The following is a 21159-nucleotide window of genomic DNA, read 5'->3' on the forward strand; positions in this document are numbered from 1 at the left end:
GCGACAAATTGAAGACGCGTGCGGATTTCTCGCCCGGTAGCATGGACTCACCGCTGACACCCGACGAGAGTCCCGCCCTGCCATGAACCAAGCCGCGCTGATCGAAGCCGATCGTCAACACCTGATCCACCCCGTCGTCAACTATCGCGCGCACGAGGCGCGTGGCGTCACCGTGCTCGAATCCGCCGACGGCGTGTTCCTGCGCGACGGCGACGGCCATACGCTGCTCGATGCGTTCTCGGGCCTGTGGTGCGTGAACGTCGGCTACGGCCGCGACAGCATCGTGAAGGCCGCCGCCGAGCAGATGAAGAAGCTGCCCTACGCGACCGGTTATTTCCATTTCGGCTCGCAGCCCGCGATCGAGCTCGCCGAACGGCTCGCGGCGCTCGCGCCGCCGTCGCTGAACCGCGTGTACTTCACGCTCGGCGGCTCGGATGCGGTCGATTCCGCGTTGCGCTTCATCACGCACTATTTCAACGCGACCGGCCGCCCGTCGAAGAAGCAGATGATCGCGCTCGAGCGCGGCTATCACGGTTCGTCGTCGATCGGCGCGGGGCTCACCGCGCTGCCCGTGTTCCACCGCCATTTCGACGTGCCGCGCGCGGACCAGCACCATATTCCGTCGCCCTACCCGTATCGCCACCCGCTCGGCGACGATCCGCAGGCGCTGATCGCCGCGTCGGTCGCCGCGCTCGAAGCGAAGGTCGCGGAGCTCGGCGCGGACAACGTCGCCGCATTCTTCTGCGAGCCCGTGCAGGGCTCGGGCGGCGTGATCGTGCCGCCGCCCGGCTGGCTGAAGGCGATGCGCGACGCATGCCGGCGCCTCGGCATCCTGTTCGTCGCCGACGAGGTGATCACCGGCTTCGGCCGCACGGGCCCGCTGTTCGCGTGCGAGGGCGAGCAGGTCGATCCGGACCTGATGACCGTCGCGAAGGGCTTGACCGCCGGCTATGCGCCGATGGGCGCGGTGCTGATGTCCGACGAAATCTACGAAGGCATCGCGGGCAGCGGTGCGGAGTCGGCCGTGGTCGGTCATGGGCATACGTATTCCGCGCACCCGGTGAGCGCGGCGATCGGCCTCGAGGTGCTCAAGCTCTATCACGAAGGCGGGCTGCTCGCGAACGGCCAGGCGATGGCGCCGCGCTTCGCGGCGGGGCTCGACGCGCTGCGCGCGCATCCGCTCATCGGCGACGCGCGCTCGATCGGCCTGCTCGGCGCGCTCGAACTGGTGTCCGACAAGGCGCGCAAGACGCGCTTCGACGCGGCGCTGAACGTGCCCGACCGGATCGCGGCGGCCGCCTACGCGAACGGCGTGGTGTTTCGCGCATTCGGCGACGGCGTGCTCGGTTTCGCGCCGGCACTGAGCTTCACCGCGGGCGAGTTCGACCTGCTGTTCGAACGCGTGCGCAAGACGCTCGACGACGTGCTGGCCGACGCGGGCGTGCAGCGTGCGCTCGACGCCGCGCACGCGCAGCCGGCCTGAGCCAGCCGAGGGAAAGCCGGGCTTGTGGCGGCCATCGTTCGACTCTAAAGTAACCGGACATTCCATTTTTCCGCTCTCACGTGAACATGACGGACAGCAAGCTGGATCGCATCGACCTGCGCATCCTCTCCCAGTTGCAGAAGCGCGGCCGCATGACCAACGTCGAACTGGCCGATGCGGTCGGGCTGTCGCCCAGCCCATGCCTGATCCGCGTGAAGCGGCTCGAGAAGGCGGGCTACATCGGCGGCTACGGCGCGCACATCCAGCTCGAGAAACTCGGCGACGTGCAGGTCGTGTTTACCGAGGTCACGCTGGCCGACCACCGCCGCGAGGACTTCGACCGCTTCGTCGCGGCGATCCGCAACGTCGACGAGATCGTCGAGTGCCATCTCGCGAGCGGCGGCTACGACTATCTGCTGAAGTTCATCACGCGCAGCGTGAGCCATTACCAGACGATCGTCGAAGGGCTGCTCGAGCAGAACATCGGCATCGAGAAGTATTTCAGCTACGTGATCATCAAGTCGCCGTTCGTCAAACGGCACTATCCGCTCGAATCGCTGTTCGGCGAACGTCACTGACTACCGCAGCGTGCGGCACCCATGAGCGTGGCAGTTCGCTGTCCGCGTCGGATAGTCGCGCGCCCGCGCCGCAGCCGTCGTCGCCGAATCGCTTCATCCAAGGACCTGTCATGCCGCTTACGCTCTCCCGACCCGAACTCGTTCGCACCGCCAACCTGATCGACGGCGCGTGGCGCGACGCGCGCGACGGCCGTCGCTTCGACGTCACCGATCCGGCCACGCTCGACACCGTTGCCCACGCCCCCGACAGCGACGCCGCCGACGCACGCGCCGCGACCGACGCGGCAGCACGCGCGCTGCCCGCCTGGCGTGCGACGCCCGCTCGCGACCGCGCCGCGATCCTGCGTGCATGGCACGCGGCGATCGTCGCGCATACCGACGATCTCGCGAAGCTGATGTCGTGCGAACAAGGCAAGCCGCTCGCCGAAGCGCGCGGCGAAGTCGCGTACGGCGCATCGTACGTGCAGTGGTTCGCCGAGGAAGCGACGCGCACCTACGGCGACCTGATTCCGCAGCAGCAGCGCGGCAAGCGGCTGAGTGCGCTCAAGGAGCCGATCGGCATCGTCGCCGCGATCACGCCGTGGAATTTCCCGCTCGCGATGATCGCGCGCAAGATCGCGCCCGCGCTCGCGGCCGGCTGCACGGTCGTCGCGAAGCCGGCCGAAGACACGCCGCTCACCGCGCTCGCGCTCGCCTTCCTCGCGCAGGAAGCCGGCGTGCCGCCCGGCGTGCTGAACATGATCGCCGCATCGCGTGAACGCGGCATCGACGCGGTGGCCGACTGGCTCGCCGACGGCCGCGTGCGCAAGATCACGTTCACCGGATCGACGCCCGTCGGCAAGCTGCTCGCACGCGAATCAGCGGCGACGCTGAAGAAGCTGTCGCTGGAGCTGGGCGGCAATGCGCCGTTCATCGTGTTCGACGATGCCGAGCTCGACGCGGCGGTCGACGGGCTGATGGCCGCCAAGTTCCGCAACGGCGGGCAAACCTGCGTGTCGCCGAACCGCGTGTACGTGCAGGCCGGCGTCTACGATGCGTTCGCCGCCAAACTCACCGCCCGTGTCGCCGCGCTGAAGGTCGCGCCCGCGACCGACCCGGCCGCGCAGATCGGCCCGATGATCAACGCGCGCGCGGTCGACAAGATCGCGCGCCACGTCGGCGACGCGATCGAGCGCGGCGCGCGCGTGCTCACGGGCGGCAAGCGCCTGCCTGAACTCGGGCCGAACTATTACGCGCCGACGGTGCTCGGCGACGCCACCGCCGACATGCAGCTGACCTGCGAGGAAACCTTCGGGCCGATCGCCGCGCTGTTTCGGTTCGACACGGAAGACGAAGCCGTCGACGCCGCGAACGACACGCCGTTCGGGCTCGCCGCGTATTTCTATACGCAGGACGTGCGCCGCATCGCGCGCGTGTCGGCACGGCTCGAAACGGGCATCGTCGGCATCAACGAAGGCGCGCTCGCGAGCGAGGCCGCGCCGTTCGGCGGCGTGAAGGAATCGGGCTACGGCCGCGAAGGCTCGCGCTACGGCCTCGACGATTACCTGTCGATCAAGTACCTGTGCCAGGGCGGGCTCGACTGAAGCCGCGGCGCCGCCGTCATCGGCGGCGGTTATGCAATCGTCGCGCAGTCGTTGCGCGGCGCGCCGCTCGCACACGTTTGCGCCCGCCGCGCAGTCATCGCCTCGCCGTCATCGCCTCGCATGCCGGCCTCGATTTCCGGGCACACGTGCCGTTAACCCGGATTTGACCAGCGCCGCTGCCGTCGCAGCCCGCTTCCCGTACGAGCGCGAGCCATGCCTGCATCCCCTTCGATCGAGAAAATTGCCGACTGGGCCGGCCGCCACCACCTGATCGTCGGGGTGCTGGGCACGCTGATGTCGATCGCGGCGCTCGGTATCAGCGCGGTGACGCTGTGGGCCGCGCGACGCGAAGTCGTCGAACATGCGCACGAGACGTCGCGCAATGTCGCGGCCGTCCTCGTCAGCGAGATCGCGCGCACCGTCGAAACGTCCAACAACGCGCTCGTGTCGCTCGCCGCCGATCTCGGCAACCCGGCCATCGTGCGCCTGAAGGCCGGCTTGCGTCACGACGTGCTGTTCGAACGCACGGCCGCGCAATACGTGACCGGCATGGGCGTGACGGACCGCTACGGGCGGCTGATCGACGGTTGTTGCGGCCCGACCCACAACTGGGACTTCAGCGATCGCGACTACTTCAAGGTCCATCGCGATTCGGACAACGTCGGCCTCTACGTGTCCAAGGCGTACCGCGCGCGTTCGCGCAGCGGCACCGAATCGATCGCGCTGTCGCGACGCATCGAACGGCCCGATCATGCGTTCAACGGGATCGCGGTGGTCGCCGTCGATCTCGCCTACTTCGATCAGCTGCTGTCGCGATTGAACGTCGGACCGCACGGCGTCAGCGCGATCCTGCGCGCGGACGGCACGATCCTCGCGCGTAATCCGCCGTTGAGCGATCACCAGATGGTGCGCGTGCGCCGGTCGAAGTCGTTCGAGCGGATGGTGAGCCAGGAATCGGGCTTCTATTCCGCGCGCTCGAGCATCGACGGGACGGTGCGGCTGTATACGTACCAGCGGGTACCCGGCACGCCGCTGATTGCCGTGGTCGCGCCGGCCGAGCACGACGTGCTGGCCGGCATCACGCGCCTGACATGGACGGCGGGCGTGTCGGCGTGCGTCATCGGCGCGCTGTTCTGCGCGGTGGTGTGGCTGCTCGCCTTCGCGCTGCGCGACAACCTGCGCAAGCAGACGCTGCTCACGGACCTCACGCGCACCGATCCGCTGACGGGCCTGCACAACCGTCGCGCACTCGATGCCGCGCTCGCCGACGAGTGGGAACGGCTGCAGCGCGGCAGCGACGGCAGCCTGTCGGTGCTGTTCATCGACGCCGATCACTTCAAGCAGTACAACGACCGCTACGGCCATGCGCAAGGCGACACCGCGCTGCGCTTTCTTGCCGAATGCATCCGCGCGCATACGCGACGGCGCGGCGATCTCGCCGCGCGTTACGGCGGCGAGGAATTCGTCGCGGTGTTGCCGGACACGGACGAGCACGGTGCGCAGCAGGTCGCCGAAGCGATTCGCGGCGCCGTGGAGCGCAACCGGCTCGACGGGTTCGACGCGACGATGCCGGCCTTCACGGTCAGCATCGGCTGCGCGACCGGCCATCGCGCGCGGCCGCCGTCCGTGCATGCGCTCACGCATCAGGCCGACCTCGCCCTCTATGCGGCCAAGCGCCAGGGCAGAAACCGCGTGTGCGTCGCCGACGTGGAATCGCTCACCCGACCGGCGTGAGCGCCGCGGTTCCGCTCTCCTGTTTCGAATTGCACGCGCGGCCGCACGCATGCGCGGCTTGCGCGTCGCCGTCCAATATCGGCCTTCGCCGACGACCGGATCGATCCGTCCGGCATGTTCAGCAGCACGAATTCACCAGATAGTGAGAATTCGCGCGCATCGACCGCGCCGCGCAACAAATCCTTAACCGCCACGTCACGATCGCCCCCGACAATCCGCCATCTTCGACCCTCAGGATGGAGTCTTGCATGTTGGTATCACGGAGCCGTTTCCCGCTGCACGTCGCAGCGCTGTCGAGTGCGTTCGTCCTGGTCGCCTGCGGCGGCGGTGACGACGTCGCGTCGACGAACCCGACCATCGCGGCCGTTCCGGCGCCGCCGGCGGATCCGGGCTTCGTCGACAGCGCCCCTGTGCCGAGCGTGCCGGCCTTCGTCGACAACATCGCGAGCAACCAGCGCGGCGACGCGCGCTATGCCACGCTGTCGACCAACGCCGCCGTGCGCGTGGTGAGCCGCTTCCTCGACCTGTGGCAGCCGTCGACGATGCTGGTCGATGCGGGCGTGAGCGCGCCGGCCAACGGCGCGTTTCCGGCGATCTCGCCGTCGACCTGCTCGGGCCTGCCCGGCAGCGGCACGCCATGCGGCACGAGCCTGAACGACACGGTGCTCGCGGCCAATGTCCAGTATGTGGTCAACGCAACGACCGCGCGCACGCAGCAGCAGGCCGACGCCGCCTACTTCGACGACCGGCGCGGCAAGGGTTACAGCGTGACCGACGGCATGGGCCCGCTCACCAGCGCGTGGCGCACGGCCGCGCAGCAGATCACCAGCATCACCAGCGTGCCCGCCGACGCGACGACGGTGCTGTACAACGACGCCGGCAACAACGTCGGCGTCGGCAGCAGCACGAACGCGAGCTTCGGCAAGGTCGTCGACCTGCTCAACGAAATGGGCAACAACGCGTCGACCGAACCCGCGAAACGCTTCTACAAGTACGCGCGGCCGTATCGCTGGAGTTCGAGCGTCGTCGTCGCGCCGACGCTCGTCCCGGCGGAAAGCACGACGCCCGCAACCGACGGCGGTTTCATCAGCGGCCACTCGGCCGAAGCGTTCCGCGATGCGATGACGATGGCCTGGCTCGTGCCGGAGCGCTTCCAGGAGATGGTCAGCCGCGGCCTCGAACTGGGCGAGAACCGGATCCTCGCCGGCATGCACTCGCCGCTCGACGTGATCGGCGGCCGCATGCTCGCGCTGGCCGTCAGCGCGGCGAACCTGAGCGCGTATGCGAGCGATGCGCAGGCCGCGTATGCGCAGGCCCACCAGACGCTGCAGCAGCTCACGGGGACGACCGGCACGACGTTCGCCGCCTTCGCGCACTCGGGCACGACGGCCAACGACCGGTTCGCCGATTACACGGCGAACAAGACGGCCTTCGCGCGCCGCCTGACGTTCGGCTTCGGCGCGATCGAGTCGACCGACGCACCGCCCGTCGTGCCGAAGGGCGCGGAGATCCTGCTGCAGACGCGCTTCCCGTACCTGAGCGCCGACCAGCGGCGCGTCGTGCTGAAGACGACCGAACTGCCGTCCGGCTACCCGGTGATGGACGATGCGGAAGGCTGGGGCCGCCTGAACCTGTTCGCCGCGGCCGACGGCTACGGCGCGTTCAACGGCAACGTGATCGTGTCGATGGACGCGTCGCAGGGCGGACTCAACGCGGCCGACCAGTGGCGCAACGACATCGGCGGCGCCGGCAAGCTGACGCTGCAAGGCACCGGCACGCTGACCCTGGCGGGCAACAACCGCTATGCGGGCGGCACGCAGGTCGGCGGCGGCACGCTCGCCGCGGCATCCGCGTCGGCGTTCGGCAACGGCGACGTGTACGTCGGCGCCGGTGGCAGCGTCCGGATCGCGGCGAGCGCGCCGGTCACGATCGCGACGCGCTATACGCAGCTCGACAACGCGACGCTCGAACTCGACATCGACGGCAACGGCGGCGGGCGGCTGCGCGTGGGCGGGCAATTGACCGTCGCGGGCGGCACGCTGCACGTGAAGTTCGTGAACGGCTATGCGCCGAAGGCCGGCGATACGATCGCGCTGATCGACGGCGCGGCGGGCGCGGCGAAGTTCTCGACGGTGACGGTCGACGGCTTCAAGGCGACGCCGGTTTATACGGCGACGGGCGTGTCGGTGAGGTTGTCCGCGTCGTGATCGCCGCGCGGCGCGTGCGACGTCGCTTTCATCGTGCTCCTTATGGTTGACTCGAAAGCGGCGTTCGCCGCGCGGCGCGGCAAGCGACGGAGCGCACGCGTGCCGCGCCGCGGCACGCGCCTTGCTACTTGCCACGGATATCCACGGACTTCCGGGCATCGACGTGAACAGCACCACCGGCGAGATTCACATCGGCATTTCAGGCTGGCGCTACGACGGATGGCGCGGCACCTTCTATCCGAAAGGGCTGAAGCAGGCCGCAGAATTGCAATACGCAGCCGGCCGGATGCAGACGATCGAGATCAACGGCACGCACTACAGCCTGCAAGCGCTCGGCAGCTGGCGGCGCTGGTACGACGAAACGCCGCCGGGTTTTACGTTCAGCGTGAAAGGCTCGCGCTATCTGACCCACATGTTGCGCTTTCGCGACGAAACGGCGACGACCGCTTGCGCGAACTTCTTCGCGCAGGGGCTCCTCGCGCTGAATGACAAGCTCGGGCCGATCCTGTGGCAATTTCCGCCGTCGCTGCGTTTCGACCCCGAACATATGGAACGTTTTTTGAGCCTGCTGCCGCCCGACACGGAAGCCGCGCTCGCCCTCGCGCGACAGCACGACCGCAGGGTCAAGACGCCGTATCTGGAGATCGACCGCAAGCGCAAATTGCGTCACGCTGTCGAAGTGCGTCACGCGAGCTTCGTGGATCCGGCGTTCGTGAAGCTGCTGCGCCGCCACAAGGCCGCGCTCGTCGTGTCGGATTCCACCGAGGCGTGGCCGCAGTTCGAGGATCTGACCGCGCGCTTCGTCTACATGCGGCTGCACGGCACGGAAACGAAGTATTCCGGCGCGTATTCCGATGCGTCGCTCGATCGGTGGGCGCGCAGGATCACGTCGTGGCGCGGCGGCGCGCAGCCCGCCGATGCGCGCCTCGCGGCCCCGGAGCTGGCGCCGCCGCCCGCCCAGCGGCGCGACGTGTACTGCTATTTCGACAACGACGTGAAGACGAAAGCACCGTTCGACGCTCGACGCCTGATGGAACGCCTCGGCCTGCATGCGCACGAACCGCTGCCGGATAAAGCGGCCGCCGCGCGACGGCAGCCGAGCGATGAACCCGAACCGCAAGGAGAAAAACGATGACTCTGCTTATCTACCTGGTCGGATGGATCATTTTCATCGGCGGCGTGGCATGGGGATTGATGACACTGCACGTGTCGCAGCACATCATCGAGATCGTCGCCGTCATCCTGTTCGGCATCGCGGTGATCACGGGTGCGGTACGCGCACGCACCCGCGACCGGACGTAGCGCACGCGCGTCGCCGCGGTATCTCGAACCCCACACCGCGCGCGGCGCGGTTTCACTGCTGCGCGTCGATATAGGCGGCCAGTTCGTGCGGTGTGCCCGACGGAAACGCGCTCTTCAGGTGATCGAGAAACGCGGACACGCGCGCGCTCAATAATCGCCTGGAAGGATACAGCGCCCACACCGCGATGTCGGCCCCCGGCACGTCGCCCCAACTCACGAGTGTGCCGGCGGCGAGATCGCGGCTCACGAGCGACACCGGCAGGCAAGCGGCGCCCAGCCCGAGCCGGACCGTATCGCGCACCATGATCAACGACGACAGCCGGGCCACCGGCTCGATCGCGATGCGTGACGTCGCGGCCGGGCCCCGTGACGTCCCATGCGGTGCGGCGCGGCGCCGTCGTGCGGCGTAACGGCGGCGTCAATATAATCGGCTTGGCCCCCATATCGATGAATCGGCAACGTGCCGGTTTCGATCCTGCATGCCACCACTGGATCTGGAGACGAGATGACCCTACCCGCCGTTGCGTTCGCCGAATCGTTCGACCTCGAGGCTGCCTTCGCCGATGTATCCGAATACTGGTCGCCCAAGATCGTCGCGCAGGTCAACGATCAGTATGTGAAGGTCGCGAAGGTTCGCGGTCAGCTCGTGTGGCACGACCATGCGCATGAAGACGAGCTGTTCTTCGTCGTGCGCGGGCATCTGAGGATCGAGTATGAAGGCGGCCGCGTCGTCGACCTGCCCGCCGGCTCGATGCACGTGGTGCCGCGCGGCACGCAGCATAACCCCGTCGCCGACGACGAATGCTGGATCGTGCTGATCGAGCCCGTGCAGACGAAGCACACCGGCGATGTCGAGTCGCCGTTGACGCGCACGATCGACGAGCAGCTGGGTGAGGTTCGCTGAATTCAGCGGCCGGACGATGCGATGTACGACGCCCGCGCCGGCATCAACCGCGAGCGGCCGCGACCCCGTCGAGTTCGCGCGCGGCATCGTCCGGCAACACCAGCGCGCCGGCCGCGAGATTCTCGCGCAGATGCGCGACCGACGACGTTCCCGGAATCAGCAGGATGTTCGGCGCGCGGCGCAGCAGCCACGCGAGCGCGGTCTGCATCCGCGTCGCGCCGAGCCGCGCGGCGACCGCGTCGAGCGTCGACGACTGCAACGGATTGAAGCCGCCGAGCGGAAAGTACGGTACGTACGCGATGCCGTCGCGGCCGAGCGCATCGATCAGATCGTCGTCGTCGCGATGCGCGAGGTTGTAATGATTCTGCACGCACGCGATGTCGCAGATCCGTCGGCCTTCGGCGATCTGCGCGGCCGTGACGTTGCTCAGGCCGATGTGTCGCACGAGGCCCTGCCGCTGCAGTTCGGCCAGCGCCGACAGCGGCGCCTCGATGGAGCCTTCGGCCGGGCCGTGCACGTCGAACATGATCCGCAGATTGACGACGTCGAGCACGTCGAGACGCAGGTTGCGCAGGTTGTCGTGCACGGCGGCCGCCAGCGCGTCGGCGGAAAACGCCGGCAGCCATGAACCGTCGTCGCCGCGCGTCGCGCCGATCTTGGTCACGATCAGCAGATCGTCGCGATACGGATGCAACGCGTCGCGAATCAGCCGGTTCGTCACATGCGGGCCGTAGAAGTCGCTGGTGTCGATATGGTCGACGCCCGATTCGACGGCTTCGCGCAGCACGGCGAGCGCCGCGTCGCGATCCTTCGGCGGCCCGAACACGCCCGGCCCGGCCAGCTGCATCGCGCCATAGCCGACGCGGTGAACGCGGTGGCCCGCGACGGAAAACGTGCCGGATTGAACGATGGCGGACATGATCGTGCTCCTGTATGAACGAGTGAAGCGTAGGTTACGCCGCGCGGCGCTGCACGATAAGCGGTCATAATGCGCACAACCTGTACGAAAAGGCGAACAATGCAAGTCGATCTCGGCGATCTGAACGCGTTCGTGGCGGTGGCGCGCGCGAAGGGCTTTCGCGAGGCTGCGCGCCTGGCCGACGCGAGTGCGTCGGGGCTCAGCGAAGCGGTGCGCAGGCTGGAGGCGCAACTGGGTGTGCGGCTGCTGCACCGCACGACGCGCAGCGTGTCGCCGACCGAAGCCGGCGCGCGTCTGCTCGCACGGCTCACGCCGGCGCTGAGCGAGGTGGAGGCCGCGCTCGACGTGGTGAACGCGTTCCGCGAGAAGCCGGTCGGCACGCTGAAGCTCAACGTGCCGATGAGCGCGGCGCGGCTCGTGCTGCCGTCGATCGTCCCGCGCTTTCTCGACGCGTATCCGGAGATACGGCTCGAGGTCGTGGCCGACGAAAGCTTCGTCGATATCCTCGCGGCCGGCTGCGACGCCGGCATTCGCTACGACGAGCGCCTCGAACAGGACATGATCGCCGTGCCGATCGGCCCGCGGTCGCAACGCCTCGCGACCGCCGCGGCGCCCGCCTATCTCGAGCGGCGCGGCCGCCCCGCCCATCCGCGCGACCTCCTCGATCACGCATGCCTGCGCGGCCGCTTCGCGAGCGGCGCGATGCCGGCGTGGGAATACGAGCGCAACGGCGAAGTGGTGCGCGTGGAGCCGTCGGGGCCGCTCGTCGTGCAGATCGGCGGCGCTGTCGATCTCGTCGTGGACGCTGCCTGTGCAGGGCTCGGCATCGTGCATCTGTACGAAGACTGGCTGCGCCCGTACTTCGCGAGCGGCGCGCTCGAGCCCGTGCTCGACGGGTGGTGGCGGCCGTTCTCGGGGCCGTATCTTTACTACCCGGGGCGACGTTTCGTACCGGCTCCGCTGCTCGCGTTCATCGACTTCATCAAGGCCGACGCGGGATAGAAGGGATAGAACGACACCTCACCGCCGGTTCGAGCGCGACACCACGTCGATCCACACCGCCAGCACCAGCACCGCGCCCTTGACGATCATCTGCCAGTACGCGTCGACGTCGAGCATCGACATCCCGTTGTCGAGGCTCGCCATCACGAGCGCACCGATCAGCGCGCCATAGACGGTGCCCGAGCCGCCGCGCATCGACGTGCCGCCGATGAAGCACGCGGCGATCGCATCCAGTTCGCCCATCGTGCCGGCCGACGGCGAGCCGGCCGCGAGCCGCGCGGTGTTGACGATCCCCGCGAACGCGCACATCAGCCCCATCAGCGCGAAGATCGCCAGCTTCACGCGATCCGTATCGACGCCCGACAATCGCGTCGCCTCCAGGTTCGAACCCACGGCATAGATGCGTCGGCCGAACACGGTCTGCGTCGCGATCCACGAGAACGCGCCGAGCAGCGCGAGCAGCAGCAGCACGGGCACGGGGATGCCGCCGTAGCGGTCGAGCATCGCGACGAACGCGAACAGCACGGCCCCGGCGCCGACGATCTTCGCGACGTCCTGCCACAGTGGCGCGAGCGCCAGCCGATAACGGCGCCGCGTGCCGCGCTGCCGGACGACCAGCAGCGCGACGAGCGCGAACAGCAGCAGCGCGAGCCCGTCGCCCGCCACGCGCGGCAGGTAGCCCTGGCCGATGAACACGAAGCCGTCGGACACCGGCGCGATCGTCGAGCCGCCCGTCACGCCGAGCAGGATGCCGCGGAATGCGAGCATCCCGCCCAGCCCGACGATGAACGACGGCACGCGACGGTAGGTCGACCACCAGCCGTTGAACAACCCGACCAGCACGCCGAGCGCGAGCACCGCCGGCACCGTCGCGGCGACGGGCCAGTGACGATTGACGTCGAGGATCGCCGCGACGCCGCCGAGCAGCCCGAGCAGCGAACCGACCGACAGGTCGATCTCGCCCGCGATGATCACGAACACCATCCCGCACGCGAGCATCCCGGTGATCGACATCTGCCGCAGCAGGTTCGACACGTTGCGCGGCGTGACGAACGCACCATCGGTCAGCACCGAAAAGAACACCCAGATCGCCGCGACCGCGAACAGCAGCGCGAGCACCTTGTAGCGCACGAAGATCTGGCGCAACGGATGGCCGTGCGCGCGGCGCGCGTCGGCGTCCGGCGGCACGGCGGAAGAGGAAGACAGTTCGGTATTCATGGCGCACTCGCTGCAATGGGTTCGGCCGGATGCCGCGCGGGCGTCAGCGCGGCGCCGAGGATCTGTTCCTGCGTGAGGCCGTCGTTCACGAAATCGCCGCGCAATTCGCCTTCCCCAATCACGAGCACGCGATCGGCGAGCCCGAGCACTTCCGGCAACTCCGACGACACGACGATCAGCGCGACGCCGCGTTTCGCGAGCGCGAAGATCAGCCGGTAGATCTCCGCCTTCGCGCCGACGTCGACGCCCCGGGTCGGTTCATCGAGGATCAGCACCTGCGGGTCGGCCAGCAGCATCCTGGCGAGCACCGCCTTCTGCTGGTTGCCGCCGGACAGGCTCGCGATCGGCAGGAACGGATGCGCGGCGCGCACCGACAGCCGCTGCATCTCCGTGCGGATCGCATCGAGCTCGGCGGCTGCGTCGATCCGTCCGCGCGTCGCGAAACGGCGCAGCACCGACAGCGTGATGTTGTGGCCCACGCCGAGCTGCGGCACGATCCCGTGACGCTTGCGGTCCTCCGGCACCATCGCGATGCCCGCGCGGATCGCATCGGCCGGCGCGCGAATCGCGAGCGGCTGGCCGTTCATCCGCACGCTCGCCGAGCTCGCGCCCGGATACGCGCCGAAGATCGCCTGCATCAGCTCGGTGCGGCCCGCGCCGACGAGCCCGGCAACACCGAGGATCTCGCCGCGCCGCACGGCGAACGATACGTCGTCGACGCGCTTGCGGCGCGGGTTCGCGACGTCGTGACAGGTCACGTTGCGTGCCTCCAGCACGACGTCGCCGATCTCGTGCGGCTCGCGCGGATACAGGTTGCGGATCTCGCGGCCGACCATCATCGCGATGATCCGGTCGGTGGTCAGCCCGCACATCGGCTCGGTCGCGACATGGCGGCCGTCGCGGATCACGGTCACGGTGTCGCATACCGCGTCGACTTCGTCGAGCTTGTGCGAGATGTACACGCACGCGACACCGCGACGCTTCAGGTCGCGCACGATGTCGAGCAGGATGCGCGTCTCGGCGGCGCTCAGCGACGACGACGGCTCGTCGAGGATCAGCAGCTTCGCGCGCTTGTTCAGCGCCTTCGCGATTTCGATCAGCTGCTGGTGGCCGCCGCCGTAGTTCATCACCGGCTGCGCGACGTTGATCGCATCGATCCGCAGCTCGCGCAGCAGCGCTTCCGAACGCCGCACCATCTCCGCATAGTGCATGCGCCCGCCGGGCAGCGTGATCTCATTGCCGAGAAAGATGTTCTCGGCAACCGACAGCTCGGGCACGAGCATCAGCTCCTGATGAATGATCACGATGCCCGCGCGCTCGGTGTCGCGCACGCCGGACGCGACGAGCGGCGCGCCTTCCCAGCGGATCTCGCCGTCCCACGTGCCGTGCGGGTAGACGCCCGACAGCACCTTCATCAGCGTCGACTTGCCGGCGCCGTTCTCGCCGCACAGGCCGACGCACTCGCCCGGACGCACGGTCAGGTCGATTCCGTCGAGCGCCTTCACGCCGTCGAATGCCTTGACGATGCCGCGCATCGTCAGCAAGGGTTCGGTCATACGTTCATCGCCTCGCAGTGAGCACGCGGCCGCCCGCCTGGCCGGCCGCGTGCATCGCCGCCGTCGTGCCGTTACTGGCTCGCCAGCTGGGCCTGGGTGTAGAAGCCGTCCTTGACGACGACGTCGACGTTGCGCTTCGTCAGCAGCGTCGGCTGCAGCAGCACCGTGTCGACCTTCTTCTTCCCGTTGTCGTATTGGGCGTTGAACGCGGGCTTCGCGCCCTTCGCGAGATCGACCGCGAGCTTCGCGGCTTCGCTCGCGATCAGCTTCAGCGGCTTGTAGACCGTCATCGTCTGCGTGCCGGCGATCACGCGCTTGACCGCCGCGAGATCCGCATCCTGCCCGGACACCGGCACCTTGCCGGCCAGATGCTGCGCGGCGAGCGCCTGGATCGCGCCGCCCGCGGTGCCGTCGTTCGACGCGACGATCGCATCGATCTTGTTGTTGTTCGCGGTCAGCGCGTCCTCGACGATCCGCAGCGCGGTCGACGCGCTCCACTCGGGCACCCATTGCTGGCCGACAAGCTTGATGTCGCCGCGGTCGATCGCCGGCTTCAGCACCTTCAACTGACCCGCGCGCAGCATCTTCGCGTTGTTGTCGGTCGGCGCGCCGCCCAGCAGGAAGTAGTTGCCCTTCGGCTTCGCGTCGAACACGCCCTGCGCCTGCAGTTCGCCGACCTTCTCGTTGTCGAACGAGATGTACGCGTCGACATCCGCGTCGAGGATCAGGCGGTCGTACGACACGACCTTGATACCGGCCTTCCTCGCTTCGGCGACGACGTTGCCGAGCGTCTTCGAATTGAACGGCACGATCACGATTACGTCGACGCCGCGCGAGATCAGGTTCTCGATCTGGGAAATCTGCCGCGCCTCGCTGGCATCGGCCGACTGCACCGACACCTTCGCGCCGAGCTGCGTCGCGGCCGCGACGAAATAATCGCGATCGCGCGACCAGCGCTCGACGCGCAGGTCGTCGATGCAGAAGCCGATCTCGGGCTTGTCCTTGCTCGCGTGCGCGGGCGGTGCGCCCAGCGCAAGGACCGCCAGCGCGGCGGCGCCGGCAAGCGTGCTCAATACGGTACGACGCGTCACGGATTTCATGTCTCCACTCCTCTCGTTATTGGACAACCTCACGAACGCCGGGCGGCCGCCGGAATGCGCCGCCCGCATCGAGTCACTGCAACGCGCACGTCATGCACACGTCATGCGCCCGTTGCAAACACCGGTTCGAGCGCGCGGTAAAGCGCGCGAAACGTCGGACGCCGCACGTCGCGATACCACGCATGCCGCGCGAGGTCGGGCTCGCGCACCGCGACGATCGGCGGCTGCGGGCACACGTCGTCGAGCGGCGCATCCGGTTCGAGCGCGAGACGCGCCAGGCGCGCGGCGCCCAGCGCCGGCCCCACTTCGCCGCCCGCGCGCAGCGTCAGCGCGCGACCGCTCAGGTCGGCGAGCATCTGCGTCCAGTACGCGCTGCGCGAGCCGCCGCCGATCACCGTGATGCTATCGGGCGCGAGCCCGGCCGCATGCAGCGCGTCGATGCCGTCGAGCAGCGCGAAGCCGACACCTTCGAGCGTCGCGTTCGCGAGATCCGCACGCTGCGTGTCGGGCGTGAGCCCGTAGAACACGCCCTTCGCATTCACGTCGTTGTGCGGCGTGCGCTCGCCGCTCAGGTACGGCAGGAACCACGGGCGGCTTGCGCGCGCGTTCGTCTCGGCATCGTCGAGCAGCGCCGCGACGCCGCCGTAACCGGCCAGCTGCGCGCTGAAGTCGAGGCAGCCGGCCGCGTTCAGCATCACCGACATCAGGTGCCACGTATCGGGCAGCGCGTGACAGAAGCTGTGCACCGCCGATTCCGGGTTCGCGCGAAACCCGTCCGACACCGCGAAATAGACGCCCGACGTGCCGAGCGACAGCAGCGCATCGCCGGGCCGCACGATGCCGACGCCCACCGCGCCGGCCGCGTTGTCGCCGCCGCCGGCCACCACCGGGATCTCGCGCAACCCGAGCGCGCGCGCAACGGCTGGCAGCAGCGTGCCGGTCACGCCGTTGCCCTCGAACACGGTCGGCATCTGCGCGCGTGACAATCCGCACGCGGCAAGCAGCGCGTCGTCGTAGTCGCGCTTCGCGACGTCGAGCCACAGCGTGCCGGCGGCATCCGACGGATCGGTTGCGAACGCACCGGTCAGCCGGTAGCGCAGATAGTCCTTCGGCAAGAGCACGTGCGCGATCCGCGCGAACACGTCGGGCTCGTGACGGCGCACCCACAGCAGCTTCGGCGCGGTGAAGCCGGGCATCGCGACGTTGCCGGCCACGGTGCGCAGCGCCGGCGCGAGCCGCTCGAGTTCCGCGCACTCCGCATCCGCGCGACCGTCGTTCCAGAGAATCGCGGGGCGCAGCACGTCGCCGTGCGCGTCGAGCAGCGTGGCGCCATGCATCTGCCCGGTCAGCCCCAGCGCGGCGATGTCGTGCGGGTCGATGCCGGCCGCGCGTGCTTCGTCGACGAGCGCGGCGAGCGCGCCGCATGCCGCGTCCCACCAGTCTCGCGGCGCCTGTTCGGACCAGCGCGGCCGCGGCCGGCTCACCGTCAGCGGCCGGCTCGCGCTCGCGCGCACCGCACCGTCGCGGTCGAGCAGCACCGCCTTCACGCCCGACGTGCCGAGATCGAGTCCGATATACATGGCGTCAGCGCAGCCCGTAGATCGCCTGGTTCACGATGTTCTCGAGCCGCTCCTGCGCGCCGCTCGCATGCCGCGGGTCCACGCCGCGCGCGAGCGCGTCGTCCGCGAGCGACTGCAACGTATAGCCGCCCGACAGGATCTTGCGGCCGAACGCGTCGTCCCACTGCGCGTAGCGCTGCCGGCGCAGCGCGTCGAGCCGGTCGTTCTCGACCAGCACGGCCGCGCGTTCGAGCGCCAGCGCGAGCACGTCGATCGCGCCGACGTGGCCGTAGAACAAGTCTTCCGGATCGACGCTCTGGCGGCGCACCTTCGCGTCGAAGTTCATCCCGCCGGTGCTGAAGCCGCCGTGGCGCAGGATTTCGTAGAACGCGAGCGTCAGTTCCTCGACGCTGTTCGGAAACTGGTCGGTGTCCCAGCCGTTCTGCGGGTCGCCGCGGTTCGCGTCGACGCTGCCGAACACGCCGAGCGCGAACGCATTCGCGATCTCGTGATGGAACGAATGACCGGCGAGCGTCGCGTGGTTGGCCTCGATGTTCACGCGGATCTCGTTTTGCAGTCCGTACTGCACGAGGAAGCCGTGCACGGTCGCGACGTCGTAGTCGTACTGGTGCTTGGTCGGCTCCTGCGGCTTCGGCTCGATCAGCAGCGCGCCCGTGAAGCCGATCCGGTGCTTGTGCTCGACGACCATCGACAGGAAGCGCGCGAACTGCTCGCGCTCGCGCTTCAGGTCGGTATTGAGCAGCGTCTCGTACCCTTCGCGGCCGCCCCACAGCACGTAGTTCTCGCCGCCGAGCCGGTGCGTCGCGTCGAGTGCGTGGCACACCTGGGCCGCGGCCCACGCGAACACGTCGGGGTTCGGGTTCGTCGCCGCGCCCGCCGCGAAGCGCGGGTGCGAGAACAGGTTCGCGGTACCCCACAGCAGCCGCACGCCGCTCGCCTGCTGGCGCTCGCCGAGATAGTCGACCATCCGCGCGAAATTGGCCGCGTACTCGCGCAGGCTGTCGCCCTCCGGCGCGACGTCCGTGTCATGGAACGTGTAGAAAGGCGTACCGAGCTTCGTGAAGAATTCGAATGCCGCATCGGCCTTCAGCCGCGCCCGCTCGAGCACGTCGCCCGGCTGCTGCCACGGCCGCTGGAATGCGGCCTGCCCGAAGATGTCGTGCCCCGGCCATACGAACGTGTGCCAGTAGCACACGGCAATCCGCAGATGCTCGGCCAGCGTCTTGCCGAGCACGCGCTTCTCGGCGTCGTAATGGTGGTAGGCCAGCGGGTTGTCCGACTGCGGACCTTCGTAACGAATCGCGGGAATGTGTTCGAAATACGACATGGTGTCTCCGTGCAGGCTCTTGTTGCAGCGCAACGCGCGTCGCGGCGACGCACGCGGCCGAATTCGGTTGACTGGATCGTGCCCGCGCGCCTGCCGGCCGGCAATTGCGAAATTGCGCAGCATGCTTAACGTTTCTTGCCAGCTGCTGCGCGCGACGCGGGTTCCGTCCTACAATCGCCGGACACCAGAACACCGCGCGCCGCCGCCCCGGGCGCGCCACGGAGACAACGGCACGACGCGCCCGGCGCGCGTGCCCCGACACCAGATGAACCGCGCCCCTTCCGCCCAGACACCGCACCGCATCGCGCTGCTGTTCAACGCGAACAAGGTCTACGACCGCGAGATCATCAGCGGCATCGGCCAGTACCTGCACACGACGCGCGTCGTGTGGGACCTGTTCCTCGAAGACGACTTCCGCTGCCGCCTCGCCGGCATCGAGCGCTTCGACGGCGACGGCATCATCGCGGACTTCGACGATCCGGCCGTCGCCGACGCGCTCGCCGGCTCGCCGCTGCCGATCGTCGCGGTCGGCTCGTCATACGAGGATCCGGCGCAGTATCCGGACGGCGTCCCATATATTGCGACCGACAACCCCAAGCTCGTGTCGCTCGCCTATACGCACCTGATCGGCGCGGGGCTCGCGCATTTCGCGATGTACAGCCTGCCGGCCGCCCAGGAGAATCGCTGGGCGCAGCAGCGCGAGCTCGCATTCGACCGGCTCGCGCGCGCGGACGGGCTCGACGCGCCGATCTACCGCGGCGTGTCGACGAGCGCGTCGGGCTGGGATCACGCGATCGAGCAGTTGATCGGCTGGCTGCATGCGCTGCCGAAACCCGTGGGCGTGATCGCGGTCACCGATGCGCGCGCGCGGCACCTGCTGCAGGCGTGCCTGATCGCCGGCATCGCGGTGCCGGAGCAGGTCGCGATCATCGGCATCGACAACGATCCGCTCACCCGCACGCTGACGCGCATTCCGTTGTCGTCGGTGATCCAGGGCACCGAGGAAATGGGCCGCACCGCCGCGCACCTGCTGCACCGGATGCTGCGCGGCGCGCGTTTTCCCGGGCAGCGCATCCTCGTGCCGCCGGTCGGCATCAACGTGCTCGAATCGACGCGCCACCAACCGCTCGCGAGCCCGCACGTGATGCGCGCACGGCATTTCATCCGCCAGTACGCGTGCCAGGGGATCAAGACCGAACAGGTCGCCGACTATGTCGGGGTGTCGCGCTCGCTGCTCGAGGAGCACTTCCGGCGCGAACTGCAGCGCACCGTGCACCAGGAAATCCTGCGTCACAAGCTCGAGGCCGCGCAGGCGCTGCTCGCGGCCCGCAATGCGTCGAGCGCGGAAGTCGCGATCCGCTGCGGCTTCACGTCGCTGCAATACATGTATGCGGTGTTCCGCCGCGAACTCGGCTGCACGCCGCGCGAATACCAGGAACGCACCGCGCCCGCCCACTGAATTCACCGCCCACGAGCGAACCCACTCATGCCTATCGATACCGCCACTTCCCGCCCGGCAGCCGAGCTCGGCCGCATTCCGTCCGAGCCGTGGGGCACGCCGCCCGGCGGCGATCCGGTGCGGCGCTTCACGCTGCGCAACGCGCACGGGATGCGCGTCGTCGTCAGCGATCTCGGCGCGACCGTCGTGTCGTGGCTCGCCCCCGACCGTACCGGGCGCTTCGCCGATATCGTGCTGGCCCATGACACGCCGGCCGACTACGTCGACTCGGGCGCGTACCTCGGCGCGACGGTCGGTCGCTGGGCGAACCGGATCGCCGATGCGCGCTTCACGCTCGACGGCGTCGACTACACGCTCGACCGCAACGAGAACGGTAACCTGCTGCACGGCGGCGCGAGCGGCTTTCATCGCGCGCGCTGGGACGTGATCGACGACCACGGCGGGTTGACGCTGCGGCTCGATTCGCCGGAAGGCGATGCCGGGTTCCCCGGCAACGTGAGCGTGCAGGTGCGCTACACGCTCGACGACGACGGCACGCTGACGATCGACTACACGGGCGTAACCGATGCGCCCACGCCGTTGAACCTGACGAATCACAGCTACTTCAACCTCAGCGGACGCGCGGGCAGCGACGTGCGCGGGCATCTGCTGCAGATCGACGCCGATGCGTTCGTCGAAGTGGACGACGCGCTGATCCCGACCGGCACGGCCGACGTGACGGGCAGCGCGTTCGATTTCCGGCAGAGCGCGCCGATCGGCGCGCGCCTCGACTGGCCGCATGCGCAGCTCGCCCGCGGGCGCGGCTTCGACCACTGCTACGTGCTGCGCGACCCCGGGCGCGGCGTGCGGCCCGTCGCGGCGATCTACGATCCGGAAAGCGGCCGGGAGCTCGCCGTGTCGACGGATCAGCGCGGGCTGCAGCTCTATACGGGCAACTATCTCGACGGCGTGCGCGCAAGCGGCGGCGTGTCGTGCGTGCAGCATGCGGCGCTGTGCGTCGAAGCCGGGTGCTTTCCGAACCAGGTCAACATGCACGCGTTGCGCGACGAAACCATCCTTCAGCCGGGTGCGACCTATCGCCAGACGACGCGGTATCGGGTCGGCGTGCGCACGTAGCGCCAGATAGTAGGCAACGCACGCGTTCTTTGCGTAGGCATCGGGGGCTGCGCTACGCTCATTCCGGCCTCGTATCGAGGCCGAAATTTAA

At 68.6% G+C, this 21159-nt stretch carries 17 protein-coding genes and 1 pseudogene; 11 read left to right on the forward strand and 7 right to left on the reverse strand.

The features are described from left to right. The first annotated feature begins 82 nt into the window (after window positions 1-82). From SB786_RS30110 to SB786_RS30140, 7 genes are all read left to right on the forward strand, one after another. Window positions 83-1483 carry an aspartate aminotransferase family protein gene (locus SB786_RS30110; protein WP_410730639.1) on the forward strand — a complete coding sequence of 467 codons (1401 nt, stop codon included), beginning with the start codon at window positions 83-85 and terminating at the stop codon, window positions 1481-1483. An 86-nt stretch (window positions 1484-1569) separates the two neighbouring features. After that, the gene (locus tag SB786_RS30115) at window positions 1570-2061 is read left to right on the forward strand and encodes an Lrp/AsnC family transcriptional regulator (protein ID WP_006749694.1); all 492 of its coding nucleotides are present in this window, start codon (window positions 1570-1572) and stop codon (window positions 2059-2061) included. Between the two features lie 110 nt (window positions 2062-2171). Then, window positions 2172-3644, forward strand: a complete 1473-nt coding sequence (locus SB786_RS30120) for an NAD-dependent succinate-semialdehyde dehydrogenase (RefSeq protein ID WP_410730640.1) — start codon at window positions 2172-2174, stop codon at window positions 3642-3644. Window positions 3645-3857: 213 nt separating this feature from the next. Then, entirely contained in the window at window positions 3858-5378 is a 1521-nt protein-coding gene (locus tag SB786_RS30125) for a diguanylate cyclase (RefSeq protein WP_410730641.1), read from the forward strand. Between the two features lie 248 nt (window positions 5379-5626). Then, window positions 5627-7585 carry a phosphatase PAP2 family protein gene (locus SB786_RS30130; protein ID WP_410730642.1) on the forward strand — a complete coding sequence of 653 codons (1959 nt, stop codon included), beginning with the start codon at window positions 5627-5629 and terminating at the stop codon, window positions 7583-7585. Window positions 7586-7748: 163 nt separating this feature from the next. Then, window positions 7749-8720 (forward strand): DUF72 domain-containing protein, encoded by a 972-nt coding sequence (locus SB786_RS30135; RefSeq protein ID WP_410730643.1) that lies wholly within the window; start codon window positions 7749-7751, stop codon window positions 8718-8720. Continuing rightward, window positions 8717-8887 carry a hypothetical protein gene (locus SB786_RS30140; protein ID WP_006749684.1) on the forward strand — a complete coding sequence of 57 codons (171 nt, stop codon included), beginning with the start codon at window positions 8717-8719 and terminating at the stop codon, window positions 8885-8887. Before SB786_RS30135 ends, SB786_RS30140 begins: the two co-directional genes overlap by 4 nt. 52 nt (window positions 8888-8939) lie before the next feature. Here SB786_RS30140 and SB786_RS30145 read toward each other — a convergent pair. Continuing rightward, window positions 8940-9270: pseudogene (locus SB786_RS30145) on the reverse strand (LysR substrate-binding domain-containing protein); the annotation flags it as partial. 122 nt (window positions 9271-9392) lie between these two features. Between SB786_RS30145 and SB786_RS30150 the strand changes: the two are divergent. Further along, window positions 9393-9791, forward strand: coding sequence for a cupin domain-containing protein (locus tag SB786_RS30150; protein ID WP_410730644.1), 399 nt, complete (start codon window positions 9393-9395; stop codon window positions 9789-9791). A gap of 43 nt (window positions 9792-9834) precedes the next feature. On the opposite strand, the gene SB786_RS30155 is transcribed toward SB786_RS30150, so the two are convergent. After that, window positions 9835-10710 (reverse strand): aldo/keto reductase family oxidoreductase, encoded by an 876-nt coding sequence (locus SB786_RS30155; protein ID WP_410730645.1) that lies wholly within the window; start codon window positions 10708-10710, stop codon window positions 9835-9837. 99 nt (window positions 10711-10809) lie between these two features. Between SB786_RS30155 and SB786_RS30160 the strand changes: the two genes are divergently transcribed. After that, complete coding sequence (locus tag SB786_RS30160) at window positions 10810-11712, forward strand: LysR family transcriptional regulator (RefSeq protein WP_410730646.1); 903 nt, start codon at window positions 10810-10812, stop codon at window positions 11710-11712. A gap of 18 nt (window positions 11713-11730) precedes the next feature. Here the strand turns inward: SB786_RS30160 and SB786_RS30165 are convergent, their stop codons facing one another. The 5 genes from SB786_RS30165 to xylA all read right to left on the reverse strand — a co-directional run bounded on the left by SB786_RS30165 (window position 11731) and on the right by xylA (window position 18493). Next, the gene (locus tag SB786_RS30165; RefSeq protein WP_410730647.1) at window positions 11731-12930 is read right to left on the reverse strand and encodes a sugar ABC transporter permease; all 1200 of its coding nucleotides are present in this window, start codon (window positions 12928-12930) and stop codon (window positions 11731-11733) included. Beyond that, the gene (xylG, locus tag SB786_RS30170) at window positions 12927-14486 is read right to left on the reverse strand and encodes a D-xylose ABC transporter ATP-binding protein (protein ID WP_410730648.1); all 1560 of its coding nucleotides are present in this window, start codon (window positions 14484-14486) and stop codon (window positions 12927-12929) included. The genes SB786_RS30165 and xylG overlap by 4 nt, the downstream gene beginning before the upstream one ends. 71 nt (window positions 14487-14557) lie before the next feature. Further along, window positions 14558-15586, reverse strand: a complete 1029-nt coding sequence (gene xylF, locus SB786_RS30175) for a D-xylose ABC transporter substrate-binding protein (protein ID WP_410730649.1) — start codon at window positions 15584-15586, stop codon at window positions 14558-14560. A 101-nt stretch (window positions 15587-15687) separates the two neighbouring features. Beyond that, window positions 15688-17166, reverse strand: coding sequence for a xylulokinase (gene xylB / locus SB786_RS30180; protein WP_410730650.1), 1479 nt, complete (start codon window positions 17164-17166; stop codon window positions 15688-15690). A 4-nt stretch (window positions 17167-17170) separates the two neighbouring features. Next, entirely contained in the window at window positions 17171-18493 is a 1323-nt protein-coding gene (gene xylA, locus SB786_RS30185; RefSeq protein ID WP_410730651.1) for a xylose isomerase, read from the reverse strand. A 265-nt stretch (window positions 18494-18758) separates the two neighbouring features. Here xylA and SB786_RS30190 point away from each other — a divergent pair, with 265 nt between their 5' ends. Together SB786_RS30190 and SB786_RS30195 are read left to right on the forward strand one after the other, a co-directional pair. After that, window positions 18759-19952 carry a XylR family transcriptional regulator gene (locus tag SB786_RS30190; RefSeq protein WP_105832117.1) on the forward strand — a complete coding sequence of 398 codons (1194 nt, stop codon included), beginning with the start codon at window positions 18759-18761 and terminating at the stop codon, window positions 19950-19952. A gap of 27 nt (window positions 19953-19979) precedes the next feature. Further along, on the forward strand, window positions 19980-21068 hold the full coding sequence (locus SB786_RS30195) for an aldose epimerase family protein (RefSeq protein WP_410730652.1): 1089 nt from the start codon (window positions 19980-19982) through the stop codon (window positions 21066-21068). Window positions 21069-21159 lie beyond the last annotated feature (91 nt).

The organism is Burkholderia sp. SIMBA_062, from assembly GCF_046534765.1.
Classification (GTDB): domain Bacteria; phylum Pseudomonadota; class Gammaproteobacteria; order Burkholderiales; family Burkholderiaceae; genus Burkholderia; species Burkholderia ambifaria.